The organism is Hydrogenophaga sp. (assembly GCF_030373245.1).
In the GTDB taxonomy this organism is placed as follows: domain Bacteria; phylum Pseudomonadota; class Gammaproteobacteria; order Burkholderiales; family Burkholderiaceae_C; genus Hydrogenophaga.
Map to the genome: position 1 here is coordinate 44,784 of NZ_JAUCZF010000005.1, position 15,237 is coordinate 60,020.

Below are 15,237 nucleotides of genomic sequence, written 5' to 3' on the forward strand. Positions count from 1 at the left end.
CCTGCGGGTCCTGGCGGACGTGGTGTGAAAGCCCTTGCACCCCCTCGGTCAGACCCGCGCACATCGCACAATCGGGATAAAAAATGGCAATCGTAGAAGTCAAGGTTCCGCAGCTCTCTGAATCCGTGGCCGAGGCCACCTTGCTGCAGTGGAAAAAGAAGGTGGGGGAGGCGGTCGCGGTCGACGAGATCCTGATCGACATCGAAACCGACAAAGTGGTCCTGGAATGCCCGGCGCCGTCCGCTGGCGTGCTGGTGGAAATCCTCCAGGCTGATGGTGCCACCGTAGCCGCCGAGCAGCTCATCGCGCGCATCGACACCGATGCCGCAGCGGGTGCCAGCGCCGCGCCTGCGGCCGCTCCGGCAGCCGCCGCCCCAGTGGCTGCGGCCGCACCTGCCGCTGCAGCGCCAGCCGCTGGCAAAGCGGGTGTGGCCATGCCAGCCGCTGCCAAGCTGATGGCCGACAACCAGCTGGCCGCGGGCTCGGTCCCCGGCACTGGCAAGGACGGTCGCGTCACCAAGGGCGACGTGCTGGCCGCGGTGGCAGGCGCGCCCGCCCCCGCGGCAGCCGCTACCGCCATCCCCACCGGTGCGCCCACCAAGGTATTGAGCCAGGTCGCGGTGGTCGCGCCCGATCTGGGCGACCGCCCGGAAGAGCGCGTCCCCATGACGCGCCTTCGCGCCCGTGTTGCCGAGCGGCTGTTGCAGTCGCAGGCGACCAACGCCATCCTGACGACCTTCAACGAGGTCAACATGGCGCCGGTGATGGAGATGCGCAAGAAATTCCAGGAGAAGTTCGAGAAGGAGCACGGCGTCAAGCTGGGCTTCATGAGCTTCTTCGTGAAGGCTGCAGTGCATGCGCTCAAGAAGTTTCCGGTCATCAACGCGAGTGTCGATGGTGGTGACATCGTCTACCACGGCTATTTCGACATCGGCATTGCCGTGGGATCGCCGCGCGGTCTGGTCGTACCCATCCTGCGCAACGCTGATCAGATGAGCTTCGCCGACATCGAGAAGAAGATCGCGGAGTTTGGTCAGAAAGCCAAGGAAGGGAAGATCGGTCTGGACGACATCACCGGCGGTACCTTCTCGATCTCCAACGGCGGCACCTTCGGCTCCATGCTGTCCACGCCCATCATCAACCCGCCGCAGTCGGCCATTCTGGGTGTTCATGCGACCAAGGACCGCGCCGTTGTGGAGAACGGCCAGATCGTCGTGCGACCGATGAACTACCTGGCGATGTCTTACGACCACCGCATCATCGACGGCCGCGAAGCCGTGCTGGGCCTGGTGGCGATGAAGGAAGCACTGGAAGATCCTTCGCGCCTGCTGTTCGATATCTGATCAGCGAGACCGCTGCATGTCCCTGGCCGACGAACTCATCAAGCTCGAGCAACTGCGCGAGCGCGGCACGCTGAGTGTCGAGGAGTTTGATCGCGCCAAGGCCAGGCTGCTCAACCCGGACCCGGTACCTGCCGCGCCTTCTGATCTGGCCAGGGCGATCAACCGCCTGCGACGCAGTGGCAGCGATCGCTGGATCGCCGGCGTCTGTGGCGGCCTCACTTTGGCCACGGGCGTGGAGTCCTGGGTCTGGCGGCTGCTGATGGTGGCGCTGGCGTTTGCGGGTGGTCTGGGTGTGGCCCTCTATGCTTTGTTGTGGATTTTTGTGCCGGCTGACTGAGCCCGGCGTGCAACTGGAATTTGAATATGTCTCAACCTTTTGATGTCATCGTGATCGGTGGCGGTCCAGGTGGCTACATCGCCGCCATTCGAGCAGCCCAGCTGGGTTTCAAGGTGGCCTGCATTGACGAATGGAAAAATGCCACCGGCGGTCCGGCGCCTGGCGGTACCTGCACCAACGTAGGTTGTATCCCGTCCAAAGCCTTGCTGCAATCCTCCGAGCACTTTGAGCAGGCCAACCACCACTTCGCCGATCACGGCATCCAGGTCAAAGACGTCAAGATCGATGTGGCCAAGATGGTGGGTCGCAAAGACACCGTGGTCAAACAGAACAATGACGGCATCCTCTACCTGTTCAAGAAGAACAAGGTGAGCTTTTTTCACGGCCGCGGCTCGTTCGTGAAGGCGGTGGAGGCAGGCTTTGAGATCCAGGTCAAGGGCGCGAAGGACGAGCTGCTCGTCGGACGACAGATCATCGTTGCCACCGGCTCCAACGCTCGCGCGCTGCCCGGCGCGCCGTTCGATGAGGAGGTGATCCTCTCCAACGACGGCGCGCTGCGGCTGGGTGCGGTGCCCAAGAAGCTGACCCTGATCGGCTCGGGCGTGATCGGCCTGGAGATGGGCTCGGTCTGGCGTCGCCTGGGCGCTGACGTGACCATTCTTGAAGGCCTGCCGACGTTTCTTGGGGCGGTGGACGAGCAGATCGCCAAGGAGGCCAAGAAGGCCTTCGACAAGCAGGGGCTGAAGATCGAGCTGGGCGTGAAGGTGGGCGAGGTCAAGGCGTCCAAAAAAGGCGTCAGCGTGGCTTACACCGACGCCAAGGGCGAGGTCAAGAAGCTCGATGGCGACAAGCTCATCGTGTCCATCGGACGTGTGCCCAACACCATCGGCCTCAATGCGGAGGCGATCGGCTTGAAGTTGGACGAGCGTGGTGCGATCGAGGTGGACGAACACTGCCGCACCCATGTCAAGGGTGTGTGGGCAGTGGGTGATGTGGTGCGCGGCCCGATGCTGGCGCACAAGGCCGAGGAAGAGGGTGTGGCCGTGGCCGAGCGCATTGCTGGCCAGCACGGCCATGTGAACTTCAACACCGTGCCCTGGGTGATCTACACCAGCCCTGAAATCGCCTGGGTTGGCGAGACCGAGCAGCAACTCAAGGCACGCGGCGCCGTCTACAAGGCTGGCACCTTCCCCTTCCTGGCCAACGGCCGCGCGCGGGCGCTGGGTGACACCACCGGCATGGTGAAGTTTCTGGCCGACGCCAAGACCGACGAGATCCTGGGCGTGCACATCGTGGGCCCGATGGCATCTGAGCTGATTGCAGAGGCCGTGGTGGCGATGGAGTTCAAGGCCAGCGCTGAGGACATCGCCCGCATCTGTCACGCGCACCCGTCGCTGTCGGAGGCGACCAAAGAAGCTGCGTTGGCGGTAGACAAGCGCACCCTGAATTTCTGAAAGCACTTGAACCACCCCCGCGCCGCGCTGGCGCGCGTCACCCCCTTGAGGGGGCCAACCCTGCAGCCCGGCGAAGCCGGTTCTGCGGGTTGTCTGTTTATGGTGCTGCGCGCTCCGGATCCGTCCTTTCCATTCGCTTGATTCATGTCTGTTCGCAGCACCTACGAAGCCGCGCTGGTTGAGCGTGGCTACACCACTGACCCGGCGCAGCAGCGGGCGATCGATGCGCTGGAGCGCTGCGCATCCGACTGGACGCATTACAAGAAGCGCCGCTCCAATGCGTTGAAGAAGGTGTTCGTCAAGCCCGAGATCCCGCGCGGCGTCTACATGTTTGGCGGGGTCGGGCGGGGCAAGAGCTTTCTGATGGACTGCTTCTACAACGCAGTTCCGATCCGGCGCAAGACGCGCTTGCATTTCCATGAGTTCATGCGCGAGGTGCATCGCGAACTGCGCGAACTCCAGGGCACGCAGAACCCACTCGACGAGCTTGGCCTGCGCATGGCCAAACGCTACAAGCTGATCTGCTTTGACGAGTTCCATGTGGCCGACGTGACCGACGCCATGATCCTGCATCGACTGCTGGATGCGCTCTTCAAGGCCGGCGTGGGGTTCGTCACCACCTCCAACTTCCATCCCGATGGCCTTTACCCCGACGGCCTGCACCGCGATCGCATCCTTCCCGCGATTGAACTGCTCAAGCAGCGGCTGGAGGTGGTGAACGTCGACGACGGTACCGACTACCGCCAGCGCTCACTGGCGGTGGTGGATCTCTACCGGTGTCCGCTCGGGCCAGAGGCCGATGCTGCGCTGGAGCAGGCGTTTGTGCGGCTGGCCGAAGCTGGTGACGAAAATCCGGTGCTGAGGATCGAGTCGCGGCAAATTCGGGCGGTGCGACGGGCGGGCGGTGTGATCTGGTTTGACTTTCGCACCCTTTGCGGTGGACCCCGCTCGCAAAACGACTATCTGGAGATTGCCAGCCAGTTCCACACCGTGCTGCTGGCCAACGTCCCCAAAATGTCGGTGCGCCAGGCATCCGAAGCGCGTCGTTTCACCTGGCTGGTGGACGTGTTGTACGACCGCCGGGTGAAGCTGGTGATTTCGGCTGCGGTGCCGCCCGAGGAGCTCTACACCGAGGGACCGATGTCGCATGAATTCCCGCGGACCGTCTCGCGCCTGAGTGAAATGCAGTCTGCCGAATTTCTGGCGCTGGAGCGCCGCACGGTCGACACCGGGCTGACCTGAAGCCGGCGACGCGCGAAGCGGTGGAGCGCCGGGGGCAGGCGATCCGGCGCCGGGCCGCCCTAAGCCGGATCAGCCCCCTCGGGGGGCAGCGACGCGCGAAGCGGTGGAGCGCCGGGGGCAGGCGATCCGGCGCCGGGCCGCCCTAAGCCGGATCAGCCCCCTCGGGGGGCAGCGACGCGCGAAGCGGTGGAGCGTGGGGGCGTGCGATCCGGCGCTGGGTCGCCCCAAGCCGGATCAGCCCCCTCGGGGGCAGTGACCCGCGAAGCGGTGGAGCGTGGGGGCGTGCGATCCGGCGCTGGGCCGCCCCAAGCCGGATCAGCCCCCTCGGGGGGCAGCGACCCGCGAAGCGGTGGAGCGTGGGGGCCGAGTTCCCTCAGCCCAGCGGTTCCAGCTTGACGATGGTGAGCGAGAGGTTGTCGCCCATGCCTTTGGCGCGGGCGCGGGCCTTCTGGATCAGGAACTCGCAGGCTTCGCGCGGAGAGAGCATGCTGATGGTGCTGGCCAGTTCCTCGGGGGTGAAGTAGTGCCAGACGCCGTCGCTGCAGGACATCAGGGCATCACCTGGTACCAGACGCGGTACGACGTGGATGTCCACTGGCGGTTCGTTTTCCGTACCCAGGCAGCCCATGAGGATGTTGGAGTGCGGGTGGTCCATCGCCTCCTCCTCGCTGATCTCGCCTTGGTTGACCAAGGTCTGCACATACGAGTGGTCCATGGTGCGGAAAACCATGCGGCCGTTGCGAAAGTGGTAGATGCGCGAATCGCCCGCATGCACCCAGTGGCTGTCGCCCACCGGGTTGATCAAAAACGCGGCGATGGTGCTGTGCGGCTCCTGCTCGGCAGAGACTGCGGTGAGCTTGATCACCAGATGGGATTCTTCGACGATCTGGCGCAGAAACGCCGCTGCGTCGTCGGTATCCGGATCGTAACGCTCGAACAGCTGGCGTGCGGTGAGCATCACCTGGTCTGAGGCTTTGCGTCCACCGCTGCGCCCGCCCATGCCGTCGGCCACCACCGCGAGCAGGCAGCCCACATGGCGGGGGTGCTGCAACATGCAGACTTGGTCTTGCTGGTAGTCGCGGTCACCCCGGTGGATGCCAGTGGAAGCCTGGATGCGGTAGCCTGTGGACATGGGATGTATCGGGCCAGTCGGTCAATCGTGAACAATGCGAGCAATGGTAACCAGTAATGCCCGACCCGCTGCCGCCCGGGAGCCCACTTTCGCACACCTGGGGCTCGCTTGAGCTTGCTGAGTGAACGGGTTCGCTCAGCATTCTCGATTGGGGGTGGGCTCACTACCGAGATCGGCGAGCTGCGCAAGCGCGATGGCCAGCTGGCGATGGCGCTGGCCGTGGGCGACACCATCGAGGATGGGGCGGTGCTGGTGGTGGAGGCGGGCACCGGCGTAGGCAAGACGCTGGCCTACCTGGTGCCTCTGCTGCTGAGCGGTCGCAGCGCGCTGCTGTCGACCGCGACCCAGGCCTTGCAAGAGCAACTGGCCTTGCGCGACATTCCCCAGGTGATGCAGGCCTTGGGGCTGCCGGTGAAGGTGGCGGTGCTCAAGGGACGTGGCAGTTACCTCTGCCTGCACCGGCTGGGCGTGGCGCGTCAGAGCGCGAGCGGCCTGAGAGTCGACCCGGCGCTGATGAGCGCGCTGGAGCAGGTGCATCGCTGGTCCCGGCAGACGGTGCGCGGCGATTTGGCCGAGTTGACCACGCTGGACGAACGCTCGGCGCTGCGCCCCTGGATCAGCTCCACCCGAGACAACTGCCTGGGCGCCGATTGCCCCAGCGCCGGGGACTGTCATGTGAACCGGGCGCGCCGCGCTGCTGCCGCCGCCGACTGGGTGGTGATCAACCACCATGTGTTGGTGGCCGATCGGATGGAAGCGGCGCTGTCGCCCCACCTGCCAGCAGCGTCGGTCGTGGTGTTCGACGAGGCCCATGCCTTGTCCGGCGTGGCCCGAGACCTGCTGGCGCCGGCGGTCGGTCGAGGGAATCTGCTGTCGTTGGCACGGGACATCGCGGCGCAGGCACCGCTCTGGGCGCGTGGCCAGCAGCCTTGGGCGCTGGTGGCGCTGGGCCTGGAGCGCGCTGCTCTCGGCATCACGCGATTGGCCCCGCCAGGGCAGGCCCAGAGCCGCTGGCAGGCTAGTGTGCCCGAGGGTCTGGACGCCCGCGCCTGGGCGGTTGCGGTGCACCAGACGAGCCAGGCCCTGGGCGCGTCGGTGCAAGCGCTGAGGTCTACGGCGGATGCCGCGCCCGATCTGCGCCGCCTGTTGGCGCGAAGCGAAACCCTGAGCTCGCGCTGGTCGGGGCTGACGCAGCCCTTGGTAACCGATGCACCCACGGACACCGCGCGCTGGATCGGCTGGGCTGGTTCCTGGCGCTTGCAGCAGGCGCCGCTGGACGACAGCTTGCTGCGTCAGGCGCTGGCAGGGTTGCACCAGGAACCTGGGCGCAGCTGGGTGTTCACCTCCTCCACCCTGTGCCACGAAGCCAACCTGAGTGGATTTACCCGACGGCTTGGGCTGAGCGATGCACGGCGGCTGCGCAGCCTGAAGGTGGCCAGTCCGTTCGATCATGCGCGCCAGTCGGCCTTGTATGTGCCGTCGGATCTGCCTGAGCCGGGACATGCCGACCATGCCGTTGCCCTGGCAGATCGAGTCGCCGCCTGGGTCAGTCGTCTCGGTGGTCGAACCCTGGTGCTGTGCACCAGCTTGCGGGCGGTGTCCCGCATCGCGGCACGCCTGCGCGAGCGGCAGGCGTCATCGGGCGGCTGGCAGGTGCTGGCTCAGGGTGAAGCAGCGAAGCGCGCCCTGCTGGCCCGATTCAAGGAGGCCGGTGCAGGGGAATCAGGCGCGGTGCTGGTCGGCTCAGCCTCGTTTTGGGAAGGTGTGGACCTGCCGGGTGACTTGCTGCAACTGCTGGTGATCGACAAGCTGCCGTTTCCTTCACCCGACGATCCACTGCTCAGCGCACTGGCCCGGCGATTGCGGATGGCGGGTCAGAGCGGTTTTGAGATCCACTACCTGCCGATCGCAATTCAGGCTTTGCGTCAGGGGGTGGGGCGCCTGATCCGGTCTGAGAACGACCGCGGCATGGTGGTGGTGGGGGATCGGCGAATGCTGACCCGGTCCTACGGGCCCGCGCTGATGGCCAGTTTGCCACTCATGCGATGGCTGGAGGAAGAGGATCAGTTGCTGGCAGCGATTGACGAGCTGGTGCTCACCAGAGCTTCCACCACGGACTCTCATCGCGTTTGAAGCCCTTGGCCATGAACTCGCTCTGCGGGTAGCTGGCCTGCATGACGCGCTGTGCGTCGTCGCGCAGCTGGGTCATGCCCAGGGCGTCATAGGAGCGCACGAGGATGTAGAGTGCCTCTTCCAGGGCTGGCGCATCAACAAAGCTGGTCAGTGCAGTTTGTGCGCGGTTGATGGCGGCCACGTAGGCACCGCGAGTGTAGTAATAGCGGGCCACGTGCACCTCGGACTGCGCCAGCGAGTTGACGATGTATGTCATGCGTGCGCGAGCGTCGGGCGTGTAGCGGGAATCCGGGAAGCGGGTGACGAGTTCCTTGAATGCCTCAAAGGATTCTTTGGCTGCCTTCTGGTCGCGCTCGGAGAGATCTTGCTGCGCCAGCGACCCGAACAGGCCCAGGTTGTCGTTGAAGGAGCTCAGGCCCTTGAGGTAAAGCGCATAGTCCAGCGCCGGGCTCGCCGGATGCAGGCGCATGAAGCGGTCGATCGCGGCCTGGGCCTGGACGGGCTCACCGGCCTTGTAGTGCGCAAACGCTTTGTCAAGCTGGGCCTGTTGGGCCAACGGCGTACCTGCCGCCCGGCCTTCGAGCTTTTCGTACAGCGTGATGGCTCTTTCATAATTGCCTGCATCGCGCTCGTCGGAGGCTTCGCTGTAGAGCTTGTTGGGGCTCCAGTTCGCGGTGTTGTCCACGGGTGCGGTGCTGCAGCCGGCCAGCACCAGGGCGGCCAGGCCTGCCCAGTAGCCCACCGATAATCTGTTCGAACGCATCAAGCACCCACCTTTGCTACGGAAACACCCCGCTTTGGCAGCTGAAATTATATCGACCAGGGACGGCACGCCGTTCTTGAAGGACCCGTTGGCCTTCGAGGCAGAGGAGAGTGGCGAAGAAGCGGGTGAGGATGCCAGCGCGGCGGCCGAGCTTCGCGCCTGCGACGTGCCTGCTGAACTGCATCGCTGGAGGGCCGACCGGGCGCTGGCGCACCTGATCCCGGAGTTTTCACGCTCCTATCTGCAGCAGCTCATGGCCGATGGCGCGGTCATGCTGCAAGGCGCACCGCTGTGGAAGGCCGCGAGCCGCCTGAGCGCTGGCGACCGGCTGACCGTGGAGCTGCGGCCGACGCCTCAGGCGCAGGCGTTTGTGGCCCAGCCGATGGCGCTGGACGTGGTGTTCGAAGACGAACATCTGATGGTGGTGCACAAACCTGCCGGCCTGGTGGTACATCCCGCCGCCGGTCACTGGAGCGGCACCCTGCTCAATGGGCTGTTGGCCCACCACCCGGGGGCGGCGACGCTGCCGCGCGCCGGTATCGTGCACCGGCTGGACAAGGACACGTCTGGGTTGATGCTGGTGGCCAAAAGCCGCCTGGCAATGGACGCGCTGGTGCGGGCCATTGCCGCGCGTGAGGTTCAGCGCGAATACCTCGCGCTGGTGCATGGCGCCTGGCAGGGGGCTTCGGTGCTGGATATCGATCAGCCGATCGGGCGCGATGTGCACAACCGCCTTCGCATGGCGGTGCTGCGTCCGGAGGCCACCGGAGGGAAGTCTGCCCGCACCACCGTGACGCTGCTGGATACGCAAGCCCAGGCCAGCCTGTTGGCCTGCAAGCTGCACACCGGGCGCACCCACCAGATCCGGGTTCACCTGTCTTGGATGGGGCACTGCCTGGTGGGCGATGCCGTTTACGGCGGACGTGTGCTCTGGGGCTTGACCCGGCAGGGCTTGCACGCGCGCCGTTTGCGGCTGGACCACCCGGTGAGCGGTGCTCCGCTGGACTTTGTGTGTGAGCCACCCGCGGATTTTATGGACGCGCTGTCGCAAAGCGGGCTCCATTACAATCCAGCCATTCCGGGTTGACGTTGCCAGGCGCGGCGCAATCGGGGTCCTGCGGTCACGACTTGGCGTTGCAGTTCAACCCCTTCCCGATGTTCCCTTGAGGATTTCCTGATCGGTAACGCCCCATGGCGGCCAGTCAAAACGTGCCAGCTCCCGTGTATCGAACCGGAGCAGGCGCCATCTTTCGGTTCGCCGGCCAACCGCCGGCTGATGTCAGACACCCGCGATGAACACCTCGGATGCCCGCCGCGTGCTTGAAACGGCCTTGATCTGCGCTCAGCAGCCCCTATCCCTGCGTGACCTGGGGGTGCTGTTCGATGGCGAACTGTCACCCGATACGCTGAAATCGCTGCTGGCCGACCTTCAGCTCGAATGGACGCAGCGCGGCGTGGAGTTGGTGCAGGTGTCCAGTGGCTGGCGTTTTCAAAGCCGTCCCGAGCTGCGGCCCTACCTGGATCGACTGCACCCTGAAAAGCCGCCGCGCTACACGCGCGCCACGCTGGAAACGCTGGCCATCATCGCCTACCGGCAGCCCGTCACCCGGGGCGACATGGAGGACATCCGTGGCGTGACGATCAACTCGCTGTTGCTCAAGCAGCTCGAAGACCGAGGCTGGGTCGAGGTCATCGGCCACCGAGAAACCGTGGGTCGGCCCGCCCTGTTCGCTACCACACGCCAGTTTCTGGATGACCTGGGCCTGTCCTCGCTGGATCAACTCCCGCCGTTGGACGGCACGGATGTCCAGGAATCTGCGCTGGACCGGCTCGATTTCGAAGCGCTCTCCGCAGGCAGCGACGCAGAAGCGGAGGAGCCGATGTTGGCCGATTCTCCAGCGGCCGGGCTGGAGCTGGTCGATGCCTCCACCGGCACACTCGCCGATGCCCCTCCCACCCCGGCATCGCTTGAAGATGCCCCCACTCTGGACAGCCATGAACCCGCAGCAACCCCCGACCGATCCGCCTGAGGACGGCGAAGCGGCGCTTGCCGCCGATGCTTCCGCAGAAGCCGCTGTTTCGGCGGCGGTGCCAGTTCCCCGGAGCGCCGGGGCCGCGCCTGCTGGCGAGGCGTTGCAGTTTGATGACGTGGTAAGCGGCGCGTACGACGCTGAGCAAGAACTGCCGCTGCCACTGCCCACCAAGCGCGTGCTCAAACCCGAGGCCGATTCGCCCAAGCTGCACAAGGTGCTGGCGCAGGCCGGCATGGGGTCGCGCCTGGAGATGGAACAGCTGATCCTGGAAGGGCGCATTTCGGTCAACGGCGAGCCCGCCCACATCGGTCAGCGCATCCAGTTTGGCGACGTGATCAAAGTCAACGGCAAGCCGGTGCGCGTGCGCATGACGCCACCGCCGCCGCGCGTGCTGGCGTACCACAAGCCCGCAGGCGAGGTCGTGTCGCACGATGATCCGCAGAACCGGCCCACGGTGTTCCGGCGCCTGCCCAAACTGCAGCAAGGCAAGTGGCAATCGGTCGGCCGGCTGGACATCAACACCGAAGGCTTGCTGTTGCTGACCAGCTCGGGTGAGCTGGCAAACCGGCTGATGCACCCCCGTTTTGGCCTGCAGCGCGAATACGCGGTGCGGGTGCTGGGCGCTTTGTCCAACGAAGAAAAGCACCGCCTGCTCGACGGTGTGAAGCTCGACGATGGCATGGCGCAGTTCGCCAGCATTGAAGATGGGGGCGGCGAGGGCGCGAACTGCTGGTACCGCGTGACCATCGGCGAAGGGCGCAACCGCGAGGTGCGTCGCATGTTCGAGGCGGTGGGCCACGCAGTCAGCCGCCTGATCCGCATCCGTTATGGCGCCGTGATGCTGCCGCGCGGCCTCAAGCGTGGCGTCTGGGTGGAGCTCGATGAGCGCGACATCCAGCGCCTGGGCGCTGCGGCGGGACTGCCGATGCCGAGCGCTGCGCCTGCGCGCGCAGCCCGCCCGCAAACCCGTCGCTCGGGCGCTCCAGGAAAAGGGCCGCAGGGCGGGCGCAATTTTGGCAACCCTGCCGGCAGCCGCGGCGAAGCGCCCTCGGTGCGGCGCGGCAGCATGTTTGCGCCACAGGGTGGCGGGGCGGTGGGCAAGGGCGAAGGGCGCGACACCTCATCGCAGCCCGACCCCTTGAAAACCTCGTTTGGCTACATCGGGCAAGACGCCTTGCAGCGCAAGCGCGCGGAAGATGCCCAGCGTGGCGGGCCGGCCAAGCGCAAGCGCCGCCCCGGTGGACGCTGAACGCGGGCCCAGGCGCCGCTGTGCCGGCTTGAACCGGTGGCGCGTTGTAGAATCAAAAGCTTTGTGGCGAGCCGCAAAATCAACAAGTTACCCCATAAATCTCAAGGAAAAACATGGCCATCGAACGCACCCTGTCCATCATCAAGCCCGACGCCGTCGCCAAGAACGTCATCGGCCAGATTTACGCTCGCTTTGAGGCTGCCGGCCTGAAGGTGGTCGCCTCTCGCATGGCCCACCTGTCGCGCAGCGAAGCCGAGGCGTTTTACGCCGTGCACAAGGCGCGTCCGTTCTTCAAAGACCTGGTGGACTTCATGATTTCCGGCCCGGTGATGATCCAGGCGCTTGAAGGCGAAGGGGCCATCGCCAAGAACCGCGACTTGATGGGTGCCACCGATCCGAAGAAGGCCGAAAAGGGCACGATCCGTGCCGACTTTGCCGACAGCATCGACGCCAATGCCGTGCACGGCTCCGACGCCCCTGAAACCGCTGCCGTCGAAATCGCCTTCTTTTTCGCGGGCATGAACGTCTACTCGCGCTGAACGCGACTGGACGAAACCATGGCGTCGATGCGGCACGCGATGATCTCCAGCCCCTTTCGGGGCCCGGATTCGCGCGTGCGGCCGTGCGCTGTGCCGACGTCATGACGCTCAACCTGCTCGAATTCGACCTCGACGGGTTGGCTGCCTTTTGTGAGCAGCTGGGTGAGAAGCGCTTCCGGGCGGTGCAGCTGTTTCGCTGGATTCACCAGCGCGGCGCGCGCGATTTTGCCGCCATGACCGATCTCGCGCGCAGCTTGCGCGAAAAGCTGCCGACTCACGCCCACATCACCGGTTTGCCGGTTCTCTCGCGCCAGGATTCTTCCGATGGCACGATCAAGTGGTTGTTCGACGTGGGCGACGGCAACGCGGTGGAAACCGTCTTCATCCCGGAGGACGATCGCGGCACCCTCTGCATCTCGTCTCAGGCTGGTTGTGCCGTTGGCTGCCGATTCTGCTCAACCGGCCACCAGGGTTTTTCGCGCAACCTCACCACCGGTGAGATCGTGGCCCAGCTCTGGCAGGCGGAGTTTTTTCTGCGCCAGCACCTGGTCAAAGCCGAACGTGTGATCAGCAACGTGGTGATGATGGGCATGGGCGAGCCATTGCAAAACTACAACGCCCTGGTGCCCGCGCTGAAGGTGATGCTGGACGACCATGCTTACGGGCTGTCGCGCCGTCGCGTGACCGTGTCTACGTCGGGCGTGGTGCCGATGATGGACCGACTTGCCCAGGATTGCCCAGTGGCCCTGGCCGTGTCGCTGCATGCGCCCAACGACGCGCTGCGCGACTCGCTGGTGCCCCTCAACCGCAAGTACCCGCTGACCGAATTGCTGGATGCCTGCCTGCGTTATCTGCCCGCAGCGCCGCGTGATTTCATCACCTTTGAATACTGCATGCTCGATGGTGTGAACGACCAGCTCGAACACGCTCGCGAGCTGCTCAAGCTGTTGCGCAGCCATCGCGAGCGCGGTGTACCGTGCAAGATCAACCTCATTCCGTTCAACCCTTTCCCCGATTCGGGCCTGATCTGTTCGCCTCGCCCGGTGGTGCAGCAGTTCGCGCGACTGCTGAGCGAGGGAGGTCTGATCACCACGGTGCGCAAGACCCGTGGCGACGACATCGACGCCGCCTGTGGCCAGCTGGCCGGTGACGTGCTGGACCGTACCCGTGTGGTCAGCCGCATGGCGCAGCGCCGTGCGGCCACCGTGCACCCCATCCGATTTGTTCCTGCCGCAGGAGAAAAGCAGACATGAGCCGTTTCACCGCTGCCGCACCGTTGCCCCTCGGTCTGTCCCCAGTCGTTCCGCGATGGTTGCTCGGCTTGCTGACTGTACCCCTGATGTTGTGGGCGCTGGGCAGTCTGTCGGGCTGTGCATCCACCGGCGCCAGTGCCGCTTCGGCGACCGCCGAACCGATCACCGCTTTCGACGAGCCCGAGGTCCGCAAGCGCGCGCGTATCCGCCTGGAACTGGCGTCCAACTATTTCGAGCAGGGCCAGACCACCATCGCGCTGGACGAGATCAAACAATCCCTTGCCGCCGATCCGAGCTACACCCCGGCCTATGTGCTGCGCGGCCTGGTCTACATGCGCCTGAACAACCCGGCGCTTGCGGAAGATAGTTTCCAGCGCGCGCTGCAGATCAGCCCTCGCGATGGCGACACGCTGCACAACTATGGCTGGTTTCATTGCGAAGCAGGCCGCTACCCGCAGGCCCTGGCCCTGTTTGACCGCGCGCTGGCATCGCCCACCTACGGCGCCGTCGCCCGCACGCACCTGGTCAAGGGCATCTGTCAGATTCGCGCCGGGCAGCCGGCCGAGGCTGAGGCGAGTTTTTCCAAGTCGTACGAGCTCGATGCTGGCAATCCGATCACCGGATACAACCTGGCCGCGCTGCTGTTCCAGCGGGGTGAGGACAGCCGGGCCCAGTTCTACATCCGGCGCATCAACAACTCCAACCTGGCCAACGCCGAGACGCTGTGGCTGGGCATCAAGATTGAGCGCCGCTTGCGCAACACCGTCGAAGTGGAACAACTGGCCCGCCAACTGGGACGCCGCTTCGCTGAGTCGCGACAGTGGGCCTTGTACCAGCGGGGGGCGTTTGATGAGTGAGTCGCCGTTTTTGACGGACGCGCCGGCTGAGGCCAGCCATCCGGGCGCACCGCTGCTGCTGCGCCAGTCCCGCGAGGCCGCCGGACTGCATATCGCCGCTCTGGCCGCCGCGCTCAAGGTGCCGGTGAAGAAGCTCGAAGCCCTGGAAGCGGGGCGCTATGACGAGCTGCCCGACATGACCTTTGCCCGGGCGCTGGCCTCCAGCGCCTGCCGCCAGCTCAAGATCGACCCGGCGCGTGTGCTGGAGCAGATCCCGGGCGCGGTGCAGCCTGCGCTGGGCGATGCGCCACACGGCATCAATACACCTTTTCAGGCGCCGGGAGAGGGCGCAAGTGCTGGCGCCCTCGCATTGCTGTCTCGGCCGGTGGTCTGGGGAGTGATGCTGCTGTTGCTCGCGGCGCTGGCGGTGGCGCTGGTGCCAGCCAGCTGGCTGGAGCGTGCTCGCGGGACACTGCCGAGTTTCCCGGAGACGGCTGAGACTGCGCCAGCTGCTCCTGCCGCAGACCTGCTGCCGGTGGAGCCTGTGCTGGAAGGGACTTCACCGTCCATGGCGCCGTCTCCGGTGCTCTCGACGGAATTCGCAAACCCGCCGGCTGAACCCGCCACAGGCAGCGAACCCGTGGCGGACACGGCAGAACCCGTGACCAGCACCAGCCTGCTGAGCATCCGTGCCTCCGGCGAGTCCTGGATTGAAGTGATCAACGGCTCTGGCAGCCAGGTGATGCAGCGCGCGCTCAAGCCGGGCGATGTGGTGGATTTTTCAACCTCACCGCCGTATTCGGTGGTGGTGGGTCGGGCCGATGCGGTGCAGGTCACGACGCGCGGAAAGCCGTTTGACGTGATGCCCTACGCCCGCAACAACGTAGCCCGTTTTGAGGTGAAGTAACCATGGAAGCTGCCAG

14 protein-coding genes are annotated in these 15,237 nt (G+C 65.4%); 12 read left to right on the top strand and 2 right to left on the bottom strand.

The genetic code is table 11. From position 1 onward, the window contains the following. The first annotated feature begins 83 nt into the window (after positions 1 to 83). The 4 genes from odhB (at position 84) to zapE (ending at position 4,376) form a co-directional block, all read left to right on the top strand. Positions 84 to 1,343 (top strand): 2-oxoglutarate dehydrogenase complex dihydrolipoyllysine-residue succinyltransferase, encoded by a 1,260-nt coding sequence (odhB, locus tag QUV25_RS12380; RefSeq protein WP_300864316.1) that lies wholly within the window; start codon positions 84 to 86, stop codon positions 1,341 to 1,343. A gap of 16 nt (positions 1,344 to 1,359) precedes the next feature. After that, the gene (locus QUV25_RS12385; protein WP_300864318.1) at positions 1,360 to 1,680 is read left to right on the top strand and encodes a PspC domain-containing protein; all 321 of its coding nucleotides are present in this window, start codon (positions 1,360 to 1,362) and stop codon (positions 1,678 to 1,680) included. 26 nt (positions 1,681 to 1,706) lie between these two features. Further along, on the top strand, positions 1,707 to 3,134 hold the full coding sequence (gene lpdA / locus QUV25_RS12390) for a dihydrolipoyl dehydrogenase (RefSeq protein ID WP_300864320.1): 1,428 nt from the start codon (positions 1,707 to 1,709) through the stop codon (positions 3,132 to 3,134). 144 nt (positions 3,135 to 3,278) lie between these two features. After that, on the top strand, positions 3,279 to 4,376 hold the full coding sequence (zapE, locus tag QUV25_RS12395) for a cell division protein ZapE (protein WP_300864322.1): 1,098 nt from the start codon (positions 3,279 to 3,281) through the stop codon (positions 4,374 to 4,376). Between the two features lie 373 nt (positions 4,377 to 4,749). On the opposite strand, the gene QUV25_RS12400 is transcribed toward zapE, so the two are convergent. Continuing rightward, on the bottom strand, positions 4,750 to 5,508 hold the full coding sequence (locus QUV25_RS12400; RefSeq protein ID WP_300864325.1) for a protein phosphatase 2C domain-containing protein: 759 nt from the start codon (positions 5,506 to 5,508) through the stop codon (positions 4,750 to 4,752). A gap of 108 nt (positions 5,509 to 5,616) precedes the next feature. Between QUV25_RS12400 and QUV25_RS12405 the strand changes: the two genes are divergently transcribed. Further along, complete coding sequence (locus QUV25_RS12405) at positions 5,617 to 7,641, top strand: ATP-dependent DNA helicase (RefSeq protein WP_300864326.1); 2,025 nt, start codon at positions 5,617 to 5,619, stop codon at positions 7,639 to 7,641. Here the strand turns inward: QUV25_RS12405 and QUV25_RS12410 are convergent. Then, a complete protein-coding gene (locus QUV25_RS12410) occupies positions 7,604 to 8,404 on the bottom strand; it encodes an outer membrane protein assembly factor BamD (protein ID WP_300864818.1) in 801 nt (266 codons plus the stop codon). The two genes, QUV25_RS12405 and QUV25_RS12410, sit on opposite strands and share 38 nt — an antisense overlap. 76 nt (positions 8,405 to 8,480) lie before the next feature. Between QUV25_RS12410 and QUV25_RS12415 the strand changes: the two genes are divergently transcribed. From QUV25_RS12415 to QUV25_RS12445, 7 genes are all read left to right on the top strand, one after another. Next, the gene (locus QUV25_RS12415; RefSeq protein ID WP_300864327.1) at positions 8,481 to 9,491 is read left to right on the top strand and encodes an RluA family pseudouridine synthase; all 1,011 of its coding nucleotides are present in this window, start codon (positions 8,481 to 8,483) and stop codon (positions 9,489 to 9,491) included. Positions 9,492 to 9,696: 205 nt separating this feature from the next. Beyond that, on the top strand, positions 9,697 to 10,434 hold the full coding sequence (gene scpB / locus QUV25_RS12420) for an SMC-Scp complex subunit ScpB (protein ID WP_300864328.1): 738 nt from the start codon (positions 9,697 to 9,699) through the stop codon (positions 10,432 to 10,434). Then, positions 10,400 to 11,686, top strand: a complete 1,287-nt coding sequence (locus tag QUV25_RS12425) for a pseudouridine synthase (protein ID WP_300864329.1) — start codon at positions 10,400 to 10,402, stop codon at positions 11,684 to 11,686. Before scpB ends, QUV25_RS12425 begins: the two co-directional genes overlap by 35 nt. A 113-nt stretch (positions 11,687 to 11,799) precedes the next feature. Next, a complete protein-coding gene (ndk, locus tag QUV25_RS12430) occupies positions 11,800 to 12,225 on the top strand; it encodes a nucleoside-diphosphate kinase (RefSeq protein ID WP_300864331.1) in 426 nt (141 codons plus the stop codon). A 101-nt stretch (positions 12,226 to 12,326) separates the two neighbouring features. Beyond that, positions 12,327 to 13,478 carry a 23S rRNA (adenine(2503)-C(2))-methyltransferase RlmN gene (gene rlmN, locus QUV25_RS12435; protein ID WP_300864332.1) on the top strand — a complete coding sequence of 384 codons (1,152 nt, stop codon included), beginning with the start codon at positions 12,327 to 12,329 and terminating at the stop codon, positions 13,476 to 13,478. Next, positions 13,475 to 14,335 (top strand): type IV pilus biogenesis/stability protein PilW, encoded by an 861-nt coding sequence (gene pilW, locus QUV25_RS12440; RefSeq protein WP_300864334.1) that lies wholly within the window; start codon positions 13,475 to 13,477, stop codon positions 14,333 to 14,335. The genes rlmN and pilW overlap by 4 nt, the downstream gene beginning before the upstream one ends. Further along, a complete protein-coding gene (locus QUV25_RS12445) occupies positions 14,328 to 15,221 on the top strand; it encodes a helix-turn-helix domain-containing protein (protein WP_300864336.1) in 894 nt (297 codons plus the stop codon). Before pilW ends, QUV25_RS12445 begins: the two co-directional genes overlap by 8 nt. The last annotated feature ends 16 nt before the right edge of the window (positions 15,222 to 15,237 follow it).

Coding starts and splice junctions, on each gene's coding strand:
- odhB (WP_300864316.1), top strand. CDS start 84: ATGGCAATCGTAGAAGTCAAGGTTCCGCAGCTCTCTGAATCCGTGGCC.
- QUV25_RS12385 (WP_300864318.1), top strand. CDS start 1,360: ATGTCCCTGGCCGACGAACTCATCAAGCTCGAGCAACTGCGCGAGCGC.
- lpdA (WP_300864320.1), top strand. CDS start 1,707: ATGTCTCAACCTTTTGATGTCATCGTGATCGGTGGCGGTCCAGGTGGC.
- zapE (WP_300864322.1), top strand. CDS start 3,279: ATGTCTGTTCGCAGCACCTACGAAGCCGCGCTGGTTGAGCGTGGCTAC.
- QUV25_RS12400 (WP_300864325.1), bottom strand. CDS start 5,508: ATGTCCACAGGCTACCGCATCCAGGCTTCCACTGGCATCCACCGGGGT.
- QUV25_RS12410 (WP_300864818.1), bottom strand. CDS start 8,404: ATGCGTTCGAACAGATTATCGGTGGGCTACTGGGCAGGCCTGGCCGCC.
- scpB (WP_300864328.1), top strand. CDS start 9,697: ATGAACACCTCGGATGCCCGCCGCGTGCTTGAAACGGCCTTGATCTGC.
- QUV25_RS12425 (WP_300864329.1), top strand. CDS start 10,400: ATGAACCCGCAGCAACCCCCGACCGATCCGCCTGAGGACGGCGAAGCG.
- ndk (WP_300864331.1), top strand. CDS start 11,800: ATGGCCATCGAACGCACCCTGTCCATCATCAAGCCCGACGCCGTCGCC.
- rlmN (WP_300864332.1), top strand. CDS start 12,327: ATGACGCTCAACCTGCTCGAATTCGACCTCGACGGGTTGGCTGCCTTT.
- pilW (WP_300864334.1), top strand. CDS start 13,475: ATGAGCCGTTTCACCGCTGCCGCACCGTTGCCCCTCGGTCTGTCCCCA.
- QUV25_RS12445 (WP_300864336.1), top strand. CDS start 14,328: ATGAGTGAGTCGCCGTTTTTGACGGACGCGCCGGCTGAGGCCAGCCAT.